This is a genomic window from Kitasatospora sp. NPDC043950, assembly GCF_056435345.1.
In genome coordinates, this window is the sequence record NZ_JBWKER010000018.1 from 37,571 (window position 1) to 57,000 (window position 19,430).

The following is a 19,430-nucleotide window of genomic DNA, read 5'->3' on the forward strand; positions in this document are numbered from 1 at the left end:
TGGGGGGGTGGCGTCCAAGGGGGAGCACCCCCCCCCCCCCCCCCCTCTCTCCCCCCCCCCCCCCCACCCCCCCCCCCCCCCCCCCCCACCCCCACCCCCCCCCCCCCCCCCCCCACACCACCCCCCCCCCCCCCCCCCCCCCCCCCCCCCCCCACGGCGCGCAGGTCCCTAGTCGCGCGAGGGGACGTCGACCATCAGCGCGAGTTCGGGGAGGTCTTCTTCCACGACCTGCTCGATCTCCTCGTTCATCGAGGACTCCCTTCACCTCACCGGCCCCACCGTTCTCGGCAGGAGTCACCGGCGGTGTCATCGTCCGGGAGGGGGCTCGGCGCCGCCAAGGGTGAGCGGCCGGACACGGTGGGTGTACCGGCCTACGTGGAGGAGTCCGGAATCCGGGCTTGCCGCCCGAACTGCGGGAACGGGATTCCGCACGGGGATCGGAGTGAAATACCGGGCGGGCGCGGAATTTCCGGAGAAGGGGCCCGCACTCGGTCGTCTGCGGTTTTCGCGGATTTCGCCCCGCGGTGATCGGCCCGGGGCGCATCATCCGGACGGTGGTGGTTTCGCCTCGGCGGCGACCACGGGCGGTGGTGCCTTCCACCCTGTTCCGGCCAGGTCGGTCGGGTCGGACGCGGGCGAAGACGGCCGGATGACGCGGCCTTCCGCTCGGCCGGAAGGGTAGGTAATTTGAGGTCGGCGACCCCCCGTACCACCGGGGCACCACCAGCCAATCATTCACCTCTGATGGACAATTGAATACGCGTCAGTTCGTGTGCGGCGAATTGTGGCGGGTGGGTTCGAAGGGGGTGGAAACGTCGGCCGGGGCGAAAGCGCCGGGTGCGCCCGCACCACGGCGTCGCGCGTGCTCGGGTGGACACGGCCCTTCGCCTCCCGGAGGCGGAGCGGGAACGCAGGACGGAGGGGGGAGCCCATGGGAGGCGACTGGCGGATCGAGGTCGACGGCCGTCGGTGCATCGGTTCGGGGGTGTGCACGAGCACCGCTCCCGGGCGCTTCACGATCGACGACACCCGGCGATCACGGCCGACCGCCGGCGAGATCGCCCCCGACGAACGGGTGCTGGACGCGGCGTTCACCTGCCCGATGGAGGCCATCTCGGTCGTCGAGCGGAGCAGCGGCCTGACCCTCTTCCCGGACGCCGGGCCGCCCGCGGCCGACCGGGAGGAGACGCCGCCGGGCCCACCGGAGCCCGCCCCGCCCCGCCGGCCCGCCGCCGACCCGCACCGGTTGCCGGTGCCCCCACCGATCGAGGAGTAGACCGGAGTGCGCATCGCCTACCTGCACGGCGGCACCATCCCTTCGTTCTTCGCCAACGGCGTCCACGTGATGCGGATGTGCGACGCGTTCACCGCCGCCGGGCACGACGTCACCCTCTACACCGCGCCCGGCTCGTACCCGGCCGACGACGCGTACGCCTACTACGGCGTCCGTCACCGCTTCCCCATCCGCGCCGTGCCCATCCCCGAGGACACCCCGGCCGGCTACTGGCGGCGCGCCGAACGGGTCCGGGACCTGCTGGCCGGTGACACCGCTCCCGACCTCGTCTACGGGCGCGACCCGTACGGCCTCGCCGCCGCGGCGGACCTCGCGCCCTTCGTCTACGAGGTGCACCAGATCCGCCGGGACGTGTCCCCGCCCGGGACGGAGCACCGACTCCTCGGCCACCAGCGGCTCGCCCGGGTCGTCGCGATCACCCACGCGCTCGCCCGCGACTTCCAGGAGGCCCACGCCGCCCTGGGGCCGCTGCCGATCCTCGTCGCCCCCGACTGCGCCGACCCGCCCGCCCCGCCGACCGCGGCCGCACCGACGCTGCCGGGCCGCCCGGACGTGCCGCGGATCGGCTACGTCGGCCACCTCTACGACGGACGCGGGATCGACCTGATCCTCGAACTCGCCGACCGGCTCCCCGGTCTGGACTTCCACCTGATCGGCGGCGCCGCCGAGGACCGGGCCCGCTGGGAGGGATCCTGCGGGCTGCCCAACGTGTTCTTCCACGGGCACCGCCCGCCGGCCGAACTCCCCTCCTACTACCCCTCCTTCGACGTCGTCCTCGCCCCGTACCAGCGGAAGGTCTACACCTGGGGCAGGCTCGGCGAGACCGGGCGCTGGGCCTCGCCGATGAAACTGTTCGAGTACATGTCCCACGGCCGCCCGATCATCGCCTCCGACCTCCCCGTCCTGCGGGAGGTCCTCCAGGACGGCGTCAACTGCCTGCTGCGCCCGCCGGACGAGCCGGACGCCTGGGCCGACGCCCTGGCCGGACTGGTCGCCGACGGGGCCCTGCGTCGCGCCCTCGGCGACGAGGCCCGGCGGCAGCTCCTGGACCGGTACACCTGGCGGCGCCGGGCCGACCGGGTGCTCGCGGGCCTCCCGGGGCCGCGGGGTGAATCATCGCCGAACAAGCAGGCGGCGAACAGATTTTGACGATCAGTCAAGAAGATGCCGCCCTCCCCGGTTGGAGAACCGCATGCCCCAAGCGCAGCGCGAGGCCGCGTCCGCCGCCGGACCGGCCGTCGACGGATACCCGGCCCGGCCGAGCGTGCGGGCCGGGGACACCCTGCGGCTGCACGTGTCGACCCGCGCGGCCCGGTTCCGGGCCGACTTCTTCCGCTGCGGCGCCCGCATCCGCCACCTGGGCTCCGTCCAGGGGCCGGGGCGGTACGCGCCGCCCGGGCGGCACGACCAGGACTGGCGCTGGCCCGGCCACGACGTCACCATTCCCGCGGACTGGCCCTCCGGGGTGTACATCGCCGTGCTGAGCCCCGCGACGACCGCGCCCGCGGACCCGGCGCCGCCCGGCGCCGAGGCCCTGGACGCGCGCCGCTCCCGGATCCTGTTCGTGGTGCGGCCCCGGGAACCCGCCCGGACGTCGCGCATCCTCTACAAGGTGCCGGTCTTCACCTACCACGCCTACAACCGAAGTGGCGGCGGATGCCTGTACGGCCCCCTCCACCACGACGAGGCCGCGCTGCGCGCCGGCACCAGGACCGTCAGCCTGCGCCGCCCGGGCGGCGGCATCGGCGGCCCGGTCAAGGGCCACCCGGACGCCCACGACCCGCGCACCCCCCGGCAGACCTTCGCGCACTGGGACGCCCCGTTCATCGCCTGGTTCGAGGCCGCCGGCTTCGCGGCCGACTACTGCACCGACCTCGACCTGCACGAGTCACCCCGACTCACCGACGGCTACCGGCTGTTGATCTCCGCCGGCCACGACGAGTACTGGAGCGAGGACGTCCGCCGCAACGTCACCGCCTTCCGCGACCGGGGCGGCAACTTCGCGCTGTTCGGGGCGAACACCTGCTGGTGGCGGGTGACGGTGAGCGGCGACGGCGCCGCCCTGCGCTGCGCCAAGTACCCGCCCGGCGTCCGGGACGTCGACGTCGACCGACTGCGCGGTTCCCCCGGCCACTGGTGGGAGTCGGACCCGGAGAACGCGCTGACGGGCGTCAGCTACCGCAGCGGCGGCGGCCACTGGGCGGGCCGCCGGGCGCCGCTGGGCTTCACCGTCCAGCACACCGACCACCCGGTCTTCGCGGGCACCGGACTGCGGGACGGCGACGTCCTCGGCGCCGGACACGCCCTGGTGGGCTACGAGTGCGACGGCGCCGCCCACCGCCGCGACGCCGCCCACCGGGCGGTGGCGACCGGAGCGGACGGCACGCCCGCCGGCTTCACCATCCTGGGGGTCGCCGACCTGCCCACGGACCCGGCCGCCGGCTGGCAGTTCGCCGCCCGCGAGGACCCGGACCCGGGCCGGGCCGCGACCTTCGGCCTGTACACCAGGGGCGGCACGGTGTTCACCGCCGCCACCACCGACTGGGCCCGCCTCCTGCCCCTCGACCCGCAGGTGCGCGCCATCACCCGCAACGTCGTCACCCTGCTGTCCTGAGGCCCGGACGGCACCCGCCGCCCCGCCGGGCAGTGGTCTTGCGCATGCCGATACAACTGGGGCGGTTTCGCCCGGAGGGGAACGTGTATGCCCGCACGGCAGGACACCGGCGACGCCGCGGCGCACCGCCTGAGCGCTCGCGCACCGTCCGTCCCGTCGACGCCTCCCAGCCGGGTGGTCGTCGTCGGCCAGGGCTACGTGGGACTGCCCCTGGCGGTCCGCGCGGCGCAGGCCGGCCACCGCGTCGTCGGCTTCGACGTGGACAAGCAACGGGTCGGGCAGCTGCGCGCGGGAGAGTCGTACGTCCTGGACGTCCCCTCCGCGCGCCTGGCTCCGCTGCTCGCCTCCGGGGCCTACCGCGCCAGCACCGACCCGGCGGACTGCGGCGGCTTCGACATCGCGGTGATCACCGTCCCCACCCCGCTGCGCGAGGGACTGCCGGACCTCTCGCACGTCGCCGAGTCGGCCCGCACGCTGGGCGTGCTGCTCCGGCCGGGCGCGATGGTCGTCCTGGAGTCGACCACCTACCCGGGCACGACCGAGGAACTGGTCGGGCCGATCCTGGAGGAGGTGTCCGGGCTGGTGGCCGGCCGGGACTTCCACCTGGGCTACAGCCCCGAGCGGATCGACCCGGGGAACCCGCGCTGGCGCCTGGAGAACACGCCCAAGGTGGTCTCCGGGGTGAACCGGACGTCCCTGGAGCGCGTCCAGGCGTTCTACGGTTCGATCGTCGACGCCGTCGTACCGGTCACCACCTGCCGCACCGCCGAGCTGACCAAGCTCCTGGAGAACACCTTCCGCCACGTCAACATCGCCCTTGTGAACGAACTCGCCATGTTCGCGCACGAGTTGGGTGTCGACGTGTGGGAGGCGATCGACGCCGCCAGCACCAAGCCGTACGGCTACCTGCGCTTCGTCCCCGGCCCGGGCGTGGGCGGGCACTGCCTGCCGATCGACCCGTCGTACCTGTCCTGGTGGGCCGAGCGCACGGCCGGCCGCACCTTCCGGTTCGTCGAACTCGCCAACGACGTCAACAGCCACATGCCCGACTACGTCGTGCGCCGACTCGTCGACGCCCTCGCCCGGCGCGGCAAGACCGTCGAAGGCTCCCGGGTCCTGCTGCTCGGCCTCTCCTACAAGGCCAACACCAGCGACGCGCGCGAGACCCCCTCCGCCCGCGTCGCCGAACTGCTCCTCGCGATGGGCGCGCAGGTGCACGCGGCGGACCCGCACGTCGTCCACCCGCTGCCCGCACCCGCCGACGCGCTCGACGGCGTACGGATGGTGGCCGCCACCCCCGGTGAACTCGCCGCCGCCGACTCGGTGGTGCTGCTCACGGACCACGACGCGTTCGACTACGACACCATCGCCGCCTGCTCCACGTACGTCCTGGACTGCCGCCGACGCCTCAGCGGCGACAATATCGACATCCTCTGACAGGGAGGGACCGGCATGAAGATCGCGATCACCGGCGGCGCCGGATTCATCGGCAGCAACCTCGCCCACACCCTGGCCGAGTGCTCGCAGGTGTCCGAAGTCCGGATCGTGGACGACCTGTCCACCGGCTCCAAGGACAACCTCGCCCCACTCGCCGTCCACTTCCTCGAAGGCAGCGTCCTGGACGCCGCCCTCCTGGACCGCGCGTTCCACGGCATCGACGCGATCGTGCACCTGGCGGCGCTCCCGTCGGTACCCCGGTCGGTGAACGACCCCGTCGCCAGCCACCACGCCAACGCCACCGGCACGCTGTCCGTCCTGGAAGCCGCCCGACGGGCGGGCGGCGTGCAGGTGATCGCCGCCTCCTCGTCCTCCGTCTACGGCGCGAACCCGCGCCTGCCCAAACACGAAGGCCTGCTCCCGGCCCCGATGAGCCCGTACGCCGCGAGCAAACTCGCGGGCGAGGCGTACCTGAGCGCCTACCACCACTCCTACGGCCTGCCGGTCCTCCCGTTCCGCTTCTTCAACGTCTACGGGCCCCGGCAGCCCGCCGGGCACGCCTACGCCGCCGTGGTGCCGGCCTGGATCAGCGCCGCGACCACCGGCCGGCCCCTGGTGGTGCACGGCGACGGCGGCCAGACCCGCGACTTCACGTACGTCGCCACCGTCTGCCGCATCCTCGCCCGGGCAGCGCTGCGCACCGTCGCCGACCCCGAACCGGTGAACCTCGCCTACGGCACCCGCACCTCCCTGCTGGACCTGATCGCCGAACTCGAACTCGCCACCGGGACGACCCTGCACCCGCAGCACACCGCAGCCCGCCCCGGAGACGTCCGGCACTCCCAGGCGGACAACACCCGGCTGCGCACCCTGTTCCCCGAGGTCGAGCCGACCGCCCTGCGCGAGGGCCTGGAACAGACCGTCCGGTGGTTCCGCAGCAGGGCCTGAGGCCCCCGTGCCCCTGGTCAACCCCGGTGGTCGAAGGTGTCCGGGTCGGGGCCGATCCGGCCCCCGTCGGCGAGGGCGGCGATGGCGGACAGGTCCTCCGGGCCCAGGGCGAAGTCGAAGACGCCGATGTTCTCCCTGATCCGGGCCGGGGTCGCGGAGCGGGGGATCACCAGGTTGCCGAGCTGGAGGTGCCAGCGGATGACCACCTGGGCCGGCGTCTTCCCGTACCGGTCGGCGATCCGGGCGAGGGCGGGCTCGGCGAGCAGCCGGCCGCCCTGGGCGAGCGGGCTCCACGCCTCGGTGGCGATGGAGTGCTCGGCGGCGAGCGTGCGCATCCGCTCCTGGGGGAGGTAGGGGTGCAGCTCGATCTGGTTGACGGCCGGGACGACGCCGGTCTCCGCCAGCAGCCGTCCGAGCGTCGCGGCGGTGAAGTTGGAGACGCCGACCGCCCTGGCGCGCCCCTCGGCGTGCAGCAGCTCCAGGGCCCGGTACGACTCGACGTACCGGGCCTGCCGGGGGAGGGGCCAGTGGATCAGGTAGAGGTCCACGTAGTCGGTGCCCAGGCTGCGCACGCTCGCGTCGAACGCGCGGAGGGTGCGGTCGTAGCCCTGGTCGGCGTTCCCCAGCTTGGTGGTGAGGAAGACCTCCGGCCGGGGGATGCCGACGTCGCGGACGGCCCGGCCGACGCCCTCCTCGTTGCGGTAGACCCGGGCGGTGTCGATGCGGCGGTAGCCGGCCTCCAGCGCGTGGGTGACGGCCGTGTAGGCCTGGTCGTCGGTCAGCGGCCAGACACCGAGGCCGACGCGCGGGACGGCGGAGCCGTTGTTGAGGACGAGGCGTTGCACGGGGCGGGCCTTTCCGTTCCGGGGTACGGCGGCGGCTTGCCCTTCGAGTGTGTCGCCGCAGGCCGCTCCGAGGAAGACCGCCCAGGTGGTGACGGACGGTCAGATTCGTTGTGCCGCCCGAAGCGCGCGCGGGTTCGCCGCTGAACCCGACGGTTCCCCGGTCGCGTTACGAAGGCTAGAGCAGCCGGCTGACGCGGACAGGGAAAGGTCGGGAAAGATGCGATTTGGCGACATGCTGCACGGACACCGGAAGCACCGGGGCCTGACCCAGCAGCAACTGGCCGATCTCGCCACGCTGAGTGTTCGCGCGGTGCGCAACCTGGAACGGGGCGGGGCGCTGCGGCCCCGGCGGGAGACGGTGCGGCTGCTCGTGGACGTGCTGCGGCTGGACGCCGACCAGCGGGCGCAGTTCGAGTCGGCGGCGTTCGAGTCGACGGCGTTCCCCGAGGGGCCGGGCGCGGCGCCCCGTGATCGCGGCCCCGGCTTGCGGGGGCCCGGGGCGCGCGTTTGAGTGGGAAGGTACCGGCGGAATCGGGGGCGAGGAGGCGCCATGTCGCACCACAAGTCCAACAAGGACGTCGAAGGCGACCCGGACACCGGGCACGGGCGCGGTCTGCCCCGGCGGCCCGACGAGGAGGAGCTCGACGAGCGCACCGAGGAGGACCGCGAGGAGGTGGGCCTGCCCCCGGACCCGGACGCGGACGACCGGCCCGAGCAGGGCCGGCGGTAGGGGCCGGGGCCACTGCCGAGCCCGGCCGGAGCCGCGCTACGGGCCGGTGGGGTCGCCCGTCTCCCCGGTCCTGGTCGGCCGGGTGTGGACCTTGGCGACGCAGGCCGGGAGGGCGGCGGCGTGGTCGTGGTCCCGGGCCCGGTACGCGCTGGGGGTCTCGCCGACCAGCTGGGTGAACCGCGAGCTGAACGAGCCCAGCGAGGTGCAGCCGACCGCCATGCAGACCTCCGTCACGCTCAGGTCGCCGCGCCGCAGCAGTGCCTTGGCCCGCTCGATCCGGCGGGTCATGAGGTAGCCGTACGGGGTCTCGCCGAAGGCGGCGCGGAAGCTGCGGGAGAAGTGGCCCGGCGACATCAGTGCGGTGTGCGCCAGCGCCGGCACGTCCAGTGGCTGGGCGTAGTCGCGGTCCATCCGGTCGCGGGCCCGCCGCAGCCGGGCGAGGTCGGGTAGGGGGAGTCGGGACACCTGGGGCACGTCTGCCACGCTACCCGCCCGGTCCGACAGGGTCGCGCGGAGGCGTGCGCCGGCCGCCGCCCCGGGCCGCCTCCCCGCCCCGTCCGCTCCCGCGCCCCCGCTCCCGCACCCCCGTTCCTGCGCCCTGCCCTGCCCTGTGCTGTCCCCGCGCCCCGCCTCCGCACCCCACCGCCTCGTCCGGACGAATTCCGGTCAAAGGTGCTGTTTTCGAGCAGGGCGGCCGGTATCGGACGAACGGGTCCAGATTCGAACTGGTGGTGGAGTGGGTGTGCCGCTCTTGTCGCGCGTGCACATGAACTTTCGTCAATTCCCTTGCGGATATATTAGATTGCCGGTCTGCTGATGAACTCCTGATCGGCCCGGGTGTGATAACCCGTCGATGATGAGAGCGGGACATTGGGACGAACGAGGAAGCGAACGAGGTGCGCCGCGCAGGTCGCGGCGCTGACGGTGGGACTGTCCGCCGCAGCGCTGGTGACGGCGCCGGCGGCTTTTCCACAACCCGGCGACGGGACGGTGACCGTCCGGGTGATCCGGGCGGTGGACACCAGTGGAGTGTGGACACCGGCCCTGGAGCCAGGGCTCGCGGGCGTGAAGGTGACGCTCACGGATGACGCCGGGGTCGCGATCGAGGGGGTGACGGCGGCCGACGGGACGGTCACCCTGGCCCCGGCGACGGCCAAGCCGTCCGGGGGCAAGTACCGGGTGCAGGTGGTGAATCCGAAGCCCGGGGTGCTGTTCCCGGCGTTCGCCTCGCGGCAGGGGCTGGACGGCGCGCCGACCCAGCTGAGCAGCAACGAGGAGTTCGTCGACCTCTCGGGCGGCAAGAACGTGGCGTACACCACCGGGCTCTGGAACCCCGGTGACTACTGCCAGAAGAACGCCCCGCTGGTCACGACCTGCCAGCCGATGGACCGCGAGGGCGGGGCCCAGCGCACGCTGGTCTCCTTCCCGTACAGCGCGCGCGGCCAGGACGGCGAAGGCGTGACCGCCACGAACCTCGCCACCAACGCCGATACCGGCACGCTGTACGGCATCGCCTGGAACAAGGCCGACCGGCGGTTGTTCTCCTCGGCGGTGGCCAAGCGCACCACCGACTACGGCCCGGGCGGTGCCGGGGCGATCTACGTCACCGACATCGCGCAGAAGAAGACGACGCTGTTCACCACCGTCCCGAACGCGGGCTCGACGGCCCACGGCGGCGGCACCGACGACGCCTTCCTTGACACGCCGGGCAAGGAGAGCCTCGGCGGCATCAAGATCACCGACGACGGCAAGGACCTGTTCGCCGTCAACCTCAACGACCGCAGGCTCTACCGCTACAACGCCACCCTGCCGGCCGCCGGGAGCCCGACGGCCTCCTACCCGATCCCCGACCCGGGCTGCCCGGCGGCGGGGGACTGGCGTCCGTTCGGCCTCGGCCTCCAGGACGGCACCGGCTACCTCGGCGGAGTGTGCTCCGGCGAGTCCACCGGCAAGCTCACCGACCTGCGCGCGGTGGTCCTGCCCTTCGACCTCGCCACCGGCGTGTTCGGCAAGCCGGTGCTGGACCAGCCGCTGGACTACCCGCGTCAGTCCACCGTCGGTTCGGGCCCGTGCGACGGTGCGGGCTGGTTCCCGTGGACGAGTACCTACCCGACCACGCAGAACGGCCGCCCGTGCGGCAGCGCCACCATCGCCAAGCCCGAGCCCGAGTTGGGCGAGATCACGTTCGAGACCGACGGCTCGATGCTGCTGGCCTTCCGCGACCGCTTCAGCGACCGCGCGCCGGGCGCCCCGGTGCCGGGCTTCGTCGCCGTCGTCATGTCCGGCGGGGACCTGAACAAGGCCTGCCGGGCGAACGGCACGTACGTGATGGACACCAACAACGGGTGCGGGCTCGCCCCCCGGGGCACCCGGTTCTTCGACACGACCTGGGGAGGCCACCGCAACACGGCGTTCGCCGGCATGGCGCTGTCCAAGGTCGAGAGCACCGTCGCGGTCTCCGCCTTCGACCCCAACCACACCGCTCTCGGGTACGGCACGTCGTTCCTCCAGCGGGCGAACGGCCAGCAGGACCCGCAGTTCGGTTTCCGGCTCAACCCGGCCGGGACGATCGCGCCGTTCGGCAAGGGCGCCTCGATGGGCGACCTGGAGGTGCTCTGCGACCAGGCGCCGCTGCAGATCGGCAACCGGGTCTGGTACGACCCCGAGCGCAAGGGCATCCAGAACCCGGGCCAGCGCCCCGTCGAGGGCGCGACCGTCCACCTCTACGACGAGTCGGGCAAGCTGGTCGGCACGACGAAGACGACGAAGCGCGGCGAGTACTACTTCGACGACTCGAACGTCACCGGCGGCCTCAAGCCGAGGACCAAGTACACGATCCGGCTCGACAACCCGGCGGACTACGCCAAGGGCGGGCCGCTCTACCAGTGGGTGCCCACCGACGCGGACGTCGGCGACAACCACTTCATCGATTCCAAGGGCCTGGTGCCGCCCGGTACGAAGTTCCCCGAGCGGGCGCTGACCACCGGCGGGCCGGGCGAGAACGACCACACCTTCGACTTCGGGTTCCGGCAGCAGGAGGGCGCGCTGCGCCTGGTCAAGCACGACCAGGACGGCAAGCCGCTGGCGGGGGCGAAGTTCCAGCTGTGGCACGACACCAACGGCACCGACGGGTTGCAGACCGGCGGTGACAAGCCCGACACGGCGGTGGGCGGCCCCTGCACGACCGGCGCCGACGGCCTCTGCCAGGGCGCCGGGGTGCCGGGGACGTACTACTGGCAGGAGCTCAGCCCGCCCGACGGCTACGCGGCTCCGGACACCACCGTGTTCGGCCCGCTGGCGCTGACCTCCGACAACCTCGCGGACGGTGTCTCGGTGACGGCGGTCAACCGGCTGCTGCCCACTCCGACGCCGACCCCGACGCCGACCAACTCGTCGAGCCCGCCGAGCCCGTCGAGTTCGCCGACCACGCCGGAGCGGACCACGCCGCCGGGGCCGACGGAGTCGCCGAGCCCGTCGACGGCGAACCCGCTGCCCCCGCCCGGGGGACAGCTGCCCAGCACCGGCGCCAGTGCCCTGGTGCCGCTGGGGATCGTCGGCGGCGCGGTGCTGGTGGCGTCCGGTGGTGCGCTGGTCCTCGTCGCCCGTAAGCGCAGGGCGCGGCACCAGTAGGAAGCGGTGAGGAGGGGCGGGCCCGTGGCGTGATTCATGCCACGGGCCCGCCCGCCGCTCGTTCGCACGACGGTGACGACAAGCATGACGGCGACGACGAGCACGACGGTGATGACAAGGAGGAGGGCTGCCAGATGGCCCGCAGGAAGATCGGGAAGAGGGCGCGGTTGCGCCTGCTCGTCGGGGTGGTCGGCGCGGTGGTGGTCGCCGGGGCCACGGTCCTCGGGGTGACGGCCTGGGGCGAACCGGAGGAACGGGCGGTGACCATGGACGAGGCGTCCCGGCTGGCGCTGTCCCGGCTGACGCTGTACCAGGCCAGCCCGGCGGCGGTGGTGCTCACCGCGGCGGAGGGCGGCGGCGTGCAGATCCGGGTGGAGGGGGTGGTGGACTACCGCACCCGCCGGGGGGTGGGCCGCTACCAGGTCTCCGGGGCCTCGGGTCAGCTCGACCACGGCCTGATCATCTGGGACGGCGACGGCCTCGGGCTGGCCCCGGAGCCGGCCGGCTCCGGCCCCGCCTGGGAGCAGGCCGAGCACGTCCCCCGCTCCGGCTGGTCGCCGCGCTCCTACACGGCGGACCCGCTGGACGCCGGGCTCGGCCTGCTGGTCCGCCTTGGCGCGGACCGGCCGGACAACCCGCTGCTGCTCGCCCAGTCCGGGGCGCGCCTGCTCGGCCGGGACCGCATCGACGGCCGCGACTACGACCGCTTCTCGGGCCCGCGCGCCCAGGGCGCCGCCCCGGACGGCGGGCCGTCGCCGCTGACCTACTGGGTCGACGGCGCCGGCGCGCTGCGCCGGGTCACCATGCGGATGTCCGGCCTGGGCACCCCGACGACCGTCGACCTCACCGGTCGGCAGGACGGCGTGCGGATGCCGGAGGCGCCGTGGGCCGCCGGGTGAGGCCCCGGGGCCGCCGGGGCTGCGGCTCACCGGGGCCCGGGCTCACCGGGGTTGCGGCACGGCGGCGGTGTCCGTGGGCAGGGCGTAGCGGTCCGGGTCGACGGGCCCCGGCAGGTCCGTCGCCGGCCGGCCCGGCGCCGACGGGTCGGGCAGGGAGGGCTGCGCGTCCGGGGCCCGCACCTGGTGGAACGGCACGCCGGGCGGCGCCATGACGGTGGCGGGCCGGCCGCCGGGGAGCGGGCCGCGGCCCTGCGCCCCGCACGCCGCCAGGCCCTCCAACTGCTCCGGGCTCTGGGTGTCGGGCGTGTTGCCGGTGAAGCAGTTGCCGGGGTCGGTGGAGGCCAGCACGAGGTCGACGCCGTTGCCCGTGGCGCGGTTGCCCTCGACGCGGTTGCCGCTCGCCGGGTGCCCGGGCGGGTCGGTGACGATGACCCCGGCGGCGCGGTTCCCCTGGACGAGGTTGCGCAGCACCTGGTTCGCGGTGCCGCCGCCGATCCCGAGGCCGATGCCGAAGCCGCCGTCCGCCTGCTCCGGGGTGTCGGCGGCGTTGTTGTCGGCGATCACGTTCCCGGCGATCACCGCGCCGTGCTGCGGGGCGAGGGATTCCAGGTCGTTGGAGTTCACCGTCACGCCGACCCGGTTGCCGACCACCCGGTTGCCGAGGATGCTGAGCCCGTCGGAGGCGTTGGTCAGCTCGATGCCGACCGCGTTGCGCTCCACGGTGTTGCCGTGCACGAGGGTGTCGCAGGGCTTGCACTGGCCGACGTAGATCCCGGAGTCGGCCTGCCCGGAGGCGTAGGAGTCCTCGATCACGCCGCCGCGCGCGTCGAAGGCGTAGATGCCGTACAGGCCGTTGTCGTACGCCGTCACCCGGGAGGCCCGGAAGCCCTGGACGGGCGGGAAGCGGTTGGTGTCGAGCGGGTCGTACGCGGAGCCGCCGGCGCCGTGCCGTTGCAGGTGCTCGTCGGTGACGCCGGTGAACAGGACGCCGTTGGCGAGGTAGCCGTGCACGGTGAGGTTCTCCACCACCGAGCCGGCGCCGGTGACGGTGATGCCGTTGACGAGCCGCACCCCGCCGTCGAGGACGACGCCGTTGCGGTCCGTCCCGCGCAGGACGATGCGCGGCTTGGTGATCCGGACGCTCTCCGGGTACACGCCCGGGTGGACCAGCACCGTGTCGCCCTCGCGCGCGACGTCCACGGCCTGCTGCACGGTCGGGAAGTCCTCCGGGACCTGGACGACCGTACCGGCCGGATGGCGCGCCTCGTCGGAGGAGGAGCCCGATGCCGCGCAGCCGGCCAGCGCCAGGGTGGCGGCGAGCAGCGCCGCGGACAGCCGTCGCAGCGGTCTCGTCGCACGTGCAGGTGAGGGTCGGTGGGTGAGTTGACGCATCATCGGGATTTGCATGAGAGGTGTTCTATCGTCTCCAATGTCGCCCATGCATGCCGAAACCGGAAAAGTGCGGAAACAGACGGAAGCCGCCGGATCCGGTGTGGAGCGGAGGGCGCTGCTCGCGGCCGGAGCGGTGCTCGCCGCCGGACTCGGCGCCGGCGTCCAGGCGTTGGCGCACGGCGGCCACGAAGGCGCCGCGCCGCACCCGGCGGCCCCGCCACCCGGACCGGCACCCCTCTTCCACGGCCCCCGCCAGGCTGGCGTGACCACACCGCCGCAACCCGCCACCCAGCTGCTGGCCTTCGACCTCGCACCCGCGACCACCGCCGGCGGCCGGGACGCCCTGCGCGGCCTGCTCGCGGACCTCACCCGGCTGCTGGCCGCCGCGACCGCCGGGAGCTCGCCGGACCTGCGGCTCCAGGGCGCCGAACCGGCCCGGCTCACCAGCCTGGTGGGCGTCGGCCCCGACCTCGCCGCCCGGCTCGGCCTGAACGTCCCGACCGCGCTCGCCGACCTGCCGGCCTTCGCCGGCGACCGCCTCGACCCGGCGCGCGGCGGCGGCGACGTCCTCCTCCAACTCTGCGGCGCCGACCGCTGGACGCTGACCGTCGTCGCCGAACTCGCCACCGCCGCCGCCCGCGCCGCCGGGGCCACGCCCCGCTGGACCCAGTCCGGCTTTCTGCCCGCCACCGCCCCGGGCACCACCGCCCGCAACCTGTTCGGCTTCAAGGACGGCACCGCCAACCCCGACGAGTCGACCGCCCGGCAGTGGGTCTGGGGTCCGGCGGGGGCGCACGAGAACGGCACCGTCCTGGTCTACCGGCGGATCCGGATGGACGTCGCCGCCTTCGCGGCCCTCCCCGCGGACCGGCGCGACCTGGTCATCGGCCGCCGCGCGGGCGACGGCGCCCCGCTCACCGGCAGCGCCGAACACGACGAACCGGACGTCTACGCCAAGAACCCGGACGGCTCCTACGTCATCCCCGCCACCGCCCACGTCCGGCTCAGCAGCCCCCGCCTCGACGGCGGCGCGCGCATGCTCCGCCGCGGCTACAGCTACGACGACGGCCCGGACGACCGCGGCCTGCTCTTCTGCGCCTTCATGCGCGACCCCGCCCAGTTCACCCGCGTCCAGACCCGCCTCGCCACCCGCGACGCCCTCAACCCGTTCGTCCAGCACCAGGCCTCCGCCGTTGCCTACGTCCTCCCCGGCGCCCCCGAGGGCGCCACCCTGGGCGAGCAGCTCTGGGGCTGAGGGGGAGCAGGGGCTTGCCCGCGACGGCCCGGGGGCCGGCGCGGGCTGCTCGCTGCGGGCGGCCCGGCGCCCCCGGCTACCAGGTGACCGGCAGGTGGGCGGGGCTGCGGGTGGTGGTGCCGAGTTGCCAGGTGAGCCGGTCGACGGGGGTGGTGAGGCGCAGGCCCGGGAGGGCGGCGGCGAGGCGGCGGAGGGATTCGCGCATTTCCAGGCGCATCCGCCAGGCGCCGAGGCAGTAGTGGGGGCCGGCGCTGAAGGCGAGGGTCGGGGCGGGCAGCGGGTGGTCGAGGCCGGCGTCGAGGCCCTCGGGGAAGACGGCGGTGTCGCGGTTGGCGCTGCCGAGGCTGACGGCGAGGACGGCGCCGGCGGGGATCCGGACGCCGCCGAGGTCGACCGGTTCGGTGGCGCGCCGGGTGGTGGCCTCGTCGTCGCCGAGCGGGATGAAGTGGAGGAGTCGTTCGGTGACGCGTTCGGTGGTGTCGGGATCGGCGAGTCGGGGCCACTGCTCGGGGCGTTCGCCGAGCAGGTAGACGAGGGCGTTGCCGAGGGCGCCGGTGACGCTCTCGTTGCCGCTGGCGGTGAGCCCGCAGACCAGGTAGACGAGTGATTCCTCGGGGACGCCGCCGTCCTGGTCGGCGGCCTGGACGAGGCGGCTGACCAGGTCCTCGCCGGGGTGGTGGCGGCGGCGGGCGATCAACTCGCCGGTGTAGGCGGCGTATTCGGCGAGCGCCTCGGCCGGGTCCAGGGTGCCGTCCGCCGCGTCGCCACTGTCGTCCGGGGTGCCGCCGTCGTCCGGGGTGCCGTCGGCGAGGATCGCCCTGGTCCAGCGGCGGAGCCGTTGCTCGTCGAGGCGGTCCGGGCCGTCGCCGTCGAGCCCCATCAGGCGGCTGGTGACGGCGAAGGGCACCGGCCGGGTGAAGGCGGTGACCAGGTCGGCGGGGGTGCCGCCGGCCGCGAGGGCGTCGACGGCCTGCTGGACGCTCTCCGCGACCCAGGGCTGCCAGCCGGCGATGGCGCGCGCGGTGAAGGCCCGTTGGACGGTGCTGCGCAGCCGGCGGTGTTCCGGCCCGTCCTGGTTGAACATCGACGCCGGGTTGCTGGAGACGTCGGCGCCGCCGCCGGGGGTGCCGACGGTGGCCAGGTCGCCGCGGGTGAAGCGGGGGTCGGTGAGGGTCTGGCGGACGTCGTGGTAGCGGGTGACCAGCCAGGCGGGGGTGCCGTCGGGGAGGGTGGTGGGGTGGGGCGGCTGGGCGGGGGTGACGGGGAGTCGGTGCAACGGGGGGAGGGCGGGTGCGGCGGTGGACATGGGTCCCTTCGGGGTCGGCGGTCCGGCGCGGGATGAGAATCCAACTGTCTTATTTACGTAGATCGTTGGATTCCGCTGCTGCTTGTCCCGTTGGTCCCGATGGTAGCGATTCCACCTCCCCCGGTCAGGGTTTCACCGGGCCCGGCCCGTCAGCCCGTCAGTGGGCCGGTCCGTCGGTCGGCCAGCCCGAGGTCGCGCAGGTGGGCGGTGAGCGCGGCCGGGTCGACCGCCCCCGCGGTGAGCCCGACGTGGCCGTCGGGGCGGACCAGTACGACGGCGTCGCCGTCGATCCCGTAGGCGCGGCGGGCGTGGCCGCCGGGGTCGAGGACGCCGGCCCGGTGCACGCCCGGGAGGTCGGGCAGGGCGGTCAGGGCGGGGTGCTCGCCGAAGGCCAGCAGGGTGGCGTGCGGGCCGCGGAAGAGGTCGAACAGGCGGGTGGGGGCGCCGTCGGCGGTGGCGCAGGGCGCGTCCGGGGCGCGGTCCCCGGCGCGGATGCCGGTGGCGTCGTCCAGGTCGCGGCCGAGCGGCCCGCCCCGGTAGTGGACGGACAGCCCGGTGAGGTCGGCGCCGGCCGAGTTGGCCAGGCTGAGGAGCTGGTCGGTCAGGGCCCGGGCCCCGCCGTCGCCGCTGAACAGTGCCCGGTGCTGGGCGGAGGAGGCGGCCAGGACGGCGCGGGCGACGGGCAGCCGTTCGGCCTGGTAGCTGTCGAGGAGCGGGTCGGGGGCGCCGCGCAGCGCCGCCGCCAGCTTCCAGCCGAGGTTGTGCGCGTCCTGGATGCCGGTGTTCATGCCCTGGCCGCCGGCCGCGGACTGACAGTGGGCGGAGTCCCCGGCGAGGAACACCCGGCCCTCGCGGTAGCGCTCGACCATGCGTACGGTCGGCCGCCAGACGGTGGACCAGGTCGGCTCGTGCAGCCGGGCGCCGGGCAGGCCGGCCCGTTCGGCGAACAGCTGCCGGAAGGTGTCCAGGGTGGGGGCGGGCAGCCGCCCGTGCCCGTCGGGGGTGACGGAGGCGTGGACGGCCCAGGTGTCGTCCTGGCGCAGCGGGACCAGTACCAGGGCGCCGACGCCGAACCGGGGGTCGTCCCAGACGTGCAGGGCGTCCGGCGCGAACCCGTCCAGGCGCATCGTGGCCATCAGGAAGCGCTCCTCCTCCCAGGTCTCGCCGAGGAACGGGATGCCCGCGAGTTTGCGGACGGTGCTGCGGCCGCCGTCGCAGCCGACCAGGTAGCGGGCGGCGATCCGCTCGGTGGCGGCCCCGGCGCGCTCCCCGTGCTGGACGATGGCGAGGACGCCGTCCCCGTCCTGGGTGTGGTCGACGAGCCCGGTGTCCAGTTCGACCGTGACGCCGTAGTCGGCGAGCCGGTCGCGCAGCACGGCCTCGGTGTGGTGCTGGGCGAGCATCAGCAGGCCGCCGTAAGGGCGGTCGGGGGTCGGGGCGTTGGCGGGTGCCGGGTCGACCTCGTGGCGGAGCCGGTCGCCCCGGTAGCTGCGGATCTTGAGGTTGAGGTCGCCGCGGGCGAGGATCTCGCCGGCCACGCCGAGGTCGTCGAACATCTCCAGCGTCCGGGGGTTGACGCCCTTGCCGCGGACGCCGCGGTCGCGGAAGGCCGGGTCCCGTTCGATGATCCGGCAGTCGACCCCCGCGCGGGCCAGTCCGACGGCGAGCGTCAGTCCGACCGGGCCGGCGCCGACCACGAGGACGTCGGTCGTACGGGCAGTGCTCATGGCGGGCCCCTCCTCGACATAAGATACGAATCGTTTCTTAATCTCGACTGTAGACTCGGCCCGATAAGAAACGCAACGTATCTACAAGGATGGGTGCGGACCTCGGTGACGACCGGCAGCACAACGGAGGACGGACCGGCGGGCGGCAGGGCCTCCCGCCGGCGCGGCGACGAACTGGAACAGGCGATCCTCGACGCCGTCTGGGCCGAACTCGCCGACCACGGCTACGACCGGCTCACCATGGACGGTGTCGCCGCCCGCGCCCGGACCAGCAAACCGGTGCTCTACCGCCGCTGGCCCAACCGCGCCGCGCTGGTCGTCGCCGCCCTCGGCCGCAACGCCCCCGACTACCGGGAGCCGCCCGACACCGGCGAACTGCGGGCCGACCTCTCGCTCTTCCTGCGCAGGCTGCTGCACCGCTTCGACGACCTGCCGCAGGACGCCGTGCACGGCCTCCTGGTCGACCTGATGCGCGACCCCGAACTGCGCGAGCACTTCCGCAGGCTGGTCTCCCAGGGGCCGGTGGGCGGCCTGACGGCGATGCTGCGCCGCGCCGCCGACCGGGGCGAGATCAACCCCGCGCGGCTCACCCCCCGCACCTGCTCCCTCCCGCTCGACCTCCTGCGCGAGGCCGCCCTGCTCGGCGGCGGCGTCCCGCCCGACCACGTCGTCGACGAGATCCTCGACGAGGTCGTCCTGCCGCTGCTCAGGGCGCCCTCCGCGGGCTGACCCGCGAGGCCGGGGTCCTATGCTCGGAGCCGGTCGAACATCCGTACGCGAAAGGGGTCCGCGCATGAGCGGCAGCGTGGTGGCGGTCAGCAGCAGCGCCGAGTACTCGTTCACCAAGCCGAACCGTGACGGCATCGTGCTGCTCGCCGGGCTCGGGGTGGAGGGGGACGTGCACGCCGGGGTGACGGTCAAGCACCGTTCGAGGGTCGCCCAGGACCCGGACCAGCCCAACCTGCGCCAGGTCCACCTCATCCACGAGGAGCTCCTCACCGAACTCGGCGAGTCGGGCTTCGCGGTGGCGCCGGGCGCGCTCGGCGAGAACATCACCACCCGGGGCCTCGACCTGCTCGGCCTGCCGGTCGGCGCGGTGCTGCGGATCGGCCCCGAGGCGGTGCTGGAGGTCACCGGCCTGCGCAATCCGTGCCGGCAGATCGACGCCTACCGGCAGGGGCTGTTGAAGCAGGTCGTCGGGCGTGACGAGAACGGCGCCGTCGTCCGCCGGGCCGGCATCATGACCATCGTGCGCGCGGGCGGACCGGTCCTTCCCGGCGACGCGATCTCGGTGGAGCTGCCGCCCGGCCCGCACCGCCCGCTCGACCGGGTCTGACCGGCTGCCCGGCCCGC

17 protein-coding genes are annotated in these 19,430 nt (G+C 74.2%); 12 read left to right on the forward strand and 5 right to left on the reverse strand.

Annotation, left to right across the window (positions count from 1 at the left end; translation table 11 throughout):
- Window positions 1–931 precede the first annotated feature (931 nt).
- From AC07BF_RS14495 to AC07BF_RS14515, 5 genes are all read left to right on the forward strand, one after another.
- The gene (locus tag AC07BF_RS14495; protein WP_363585932.1) at window positions 932–1,276 is read left to right on the forward strand and encodes a ferredoxin; all 345 of its coding nucleotides are present in this window, start codon (window positions 932–934) and stop codon (window positions 1,274–1,276) included.
- 6 nt (window positions 1,277–1,282) lie between these two features.
- Entirely contained in the window at window positions 1,283–2,443 is a 1,161-nt protein-coding gene (locus tag AC07BF_RS14500) for a glycosyltransferase family 4 protein (protein WP_478333426.1), read from the forward strand.
- A gap of 43 nt (window positions 2,444–2,486) precedes the next feature.
- The gene (locus AC07BF_RS14505) at window positions 2,487–3,908 is read left to right on the forward strand and encodes a N,N-dimethylformamidase beta subunit family domain-containing protein (RefSeq protein ID WP_400803470.1); all 1,422 of its coding nucleotides are present in this window, start codon (window positions 2,487–2,489) and stop codon (window positions 3,906–3,908) included.
- A gap of 87 nt (window positions 3,909–3,995) precedes the next feature.
- Window positions 3,996–5,345, forward strand: coding sequence for a nucleotide sugar dehydrogenase (locus tag AC07BF_RS14510; protein ID WP_363627516.1), 1,350 nt, complete (start codon window positions 3,996–3,998; stop codon window positions 5,343–5,345).
- Between the two features lie 15 nt (window positions 5,346–5,360).
- Complete coding sequence (locus AC07BF_RS14515; protein ID WP_363585936.1) at window positions 5,361–6,293, forward strand: NAD-dependent epimerase/dehydratase family protein; 933 nt, start codon at window positions 5,361–5,363, stop codon at window positions 6,291–6,293.
- A gap of 17 nt (window positions 6,294–6,310) precedes the next feature.
- Here AC07BF_RS14515 and AC07BF_RS14520 read toward each other — a convergent pair whose 3' ends face one another.
- The gene (locus AC07BF_RS14520) at window positions 6,311–7,138 is read right to left on the reverse strand and encodes an aldo/keto reductase (protein ID WP_363627518.1); all 828 of its coding nucleotides are present in this window, start codon (window positions 7,136–7,138) and stop codon (window positions 6,311–6,313) included.
- Window positions 7,139–7,355: 217 nt separating this feature from the next.
- On the opposite strand from AC07BF_RS14520, the gene AC07BF_RS14525 reads away from it, so the two are divergent.
- Both AC07BF_RS14525 and AC07BF_RS14530 read left to right on the forward strand, forming a co-directional pair.
- Window positions 7,356–7,649, forward strand: a complete 294-nt coding sequence (locus tag AC07BF_RS14525) for a helix-turn-helix domain-containing protein (RefSeq protein ID WP_363585938.1) — start codon at window positions 7,356–7,358, stop codon at window positions 7,647–7,649.
- A 39-nt stretch (window positions 7,650–7,688) separates the two neighbouring features.
- Window positions 7,689–7,868 (forward strand): hypothetical protein, encoded by a 180-nt coding sequence (locus AC07BF_RS14530; RefSeq protein ID WP_363585939.1) that lies wholly within the window; start codon window positions 7,689–7,691, stop codon window positions 7,866–7,868.
- A 36-nt stretch (window positions 7,869–7,904) separates the two neighbouring features.
- Here the strand turns inward: AC07BF_RS14530 and AC07BF_RS14535 are convergent, their stop codons facing one another.
- Entirely contained in the window at window positions 7,905–8,279 is a 375-nt protein-coding gene (locus tag AC07BF_RS14535) for a helix-turn-helix transcriptional regulator (RefSeq protein WP_363585965.1), read from the reverse strand.
- Window positions 8,280–8,882: 603 nt separating this feature from the next.
- On the opposite strand from AC07BF_RS14535, the gene AC07BF_RS14540 reads away from it, so the two are divergent.
- Window positions 8,883–11,498 carry an SdrD B-like domain-containing protein gene (locus tag AC07BF_RS14540; protein WP_478333427.1) on the forward strand — a complete coding sequence of 872 codons (2,616 nt, stop codon included), beginning with the start codon at window positions 8,883–8,885 and terminating at the stop codon, window positions 11,496–11,498.
- A 29-nt stretch (window positions 11,499–11,527) separates the two neighbouring features.
- Window positions 11,528–12,397 (forward strand): hypothetical protein, encoded by an 870-nt coding sequence (locus AC07BF_RS14545; RefSeq protein WP_363627520.1) that lies wholly within the window; start codon window positions 11,528–11,530, stop codon window positions 12,395–12,397.
- Window positions 12,398–12,439: 42 nt separating this feature from the next.
- Here AC07BF_RS14545 and AC07BF_RS14550 read toward each other — a convergent pair whose 3' ends face one another.
- On the reverse strand, window positions 12,440–13,804 hold the full coding sequence (locus AC07BF_RS14550; RefSeq protein WP_363585942.1) for a right-handed parallel beta-helix repeat-containing protein: 1,365 nt from the start codon (window positions 13,802–13,804) through the stop codon (window positions 12,440–12,442).
- A gap of 31 nt (window positions 13,805–13,835) precedes the next feature.
- On the opposite strand from AC07BF_RS14550, the gene AC07BF_RS14555 reads away from it, so the two are divergent.
- On the forward strand, window positions 13,836–15,044 hold the full coding sequence (locus AC07BF_RS14555) for a Dyp-type peroxidase (protein ID WP_363627521.1): 1,209 nt from the start codon (window positions 13,836–13,838) through the stop codon (window positions 15,042–15,044).
- Between the two features lie 76 nt (window positions 15,045–15,120).
- Here AC07BF_RS14555 and AC07BF_RS14560 read toward each other — a convergent pair whose 3' ends face one another.
- Together AC07BF_RS14560 and AC07BF_RS14565 are read right to left on the reverse strand one after the other, a co-directional pair.
- A complete protein-coding gene (locus tag AC07BF_RS14560; RefSeq protein ID WP_363585944.1) occupies window positions 15,121–16,350 on the reverse strand; it encodes a cytochrome P450 in 1,230 nt (409 codons plus the stop codon).
- A gap of 149 nt (window positions 16,351–16,499) precedes the next feature.
- Entirely contained in the window at window positions 16,500–18,077 is a 1,578-nt protein-coding gene (locus AC07BF_RS14565) for an FAD-dependent monooxygenase (protein ID WP_478333428.1), read from the reverse strand.
- Window positions 18,078–18,182: 105 nt separating this feature from the next.
- Between AC07BF_RS14565 and AC07BF_RS14570 the strand changes: the two genes are divergently transcribed.
- Window positions 18,183–18,806 (forward strand): TetR/AcrR family transcriptional regulator, encoded by a 624-nt coding sequence (locus AC07BF_RS14570; protein ID WP_363585946.1) that lies wholly within the window; start codon window positions 18,183–18,185, stop codon window positions 18,804–18,806.
- 64 nt (window positions 18,807–18,870) lie between these two features.
- Window positions 18,871–19,413, forward strand: coding sequence for an MOSC domain-containing protein (locus AC07BF_RS14575; protein ID WP_363585947.1), 543 nt, complete (start codon window positions 18,871–18,873; stop codon window positions 19,411–19,413).
- Window positions 19,414–19,430 lie beyond the last annotated feature (17 nt).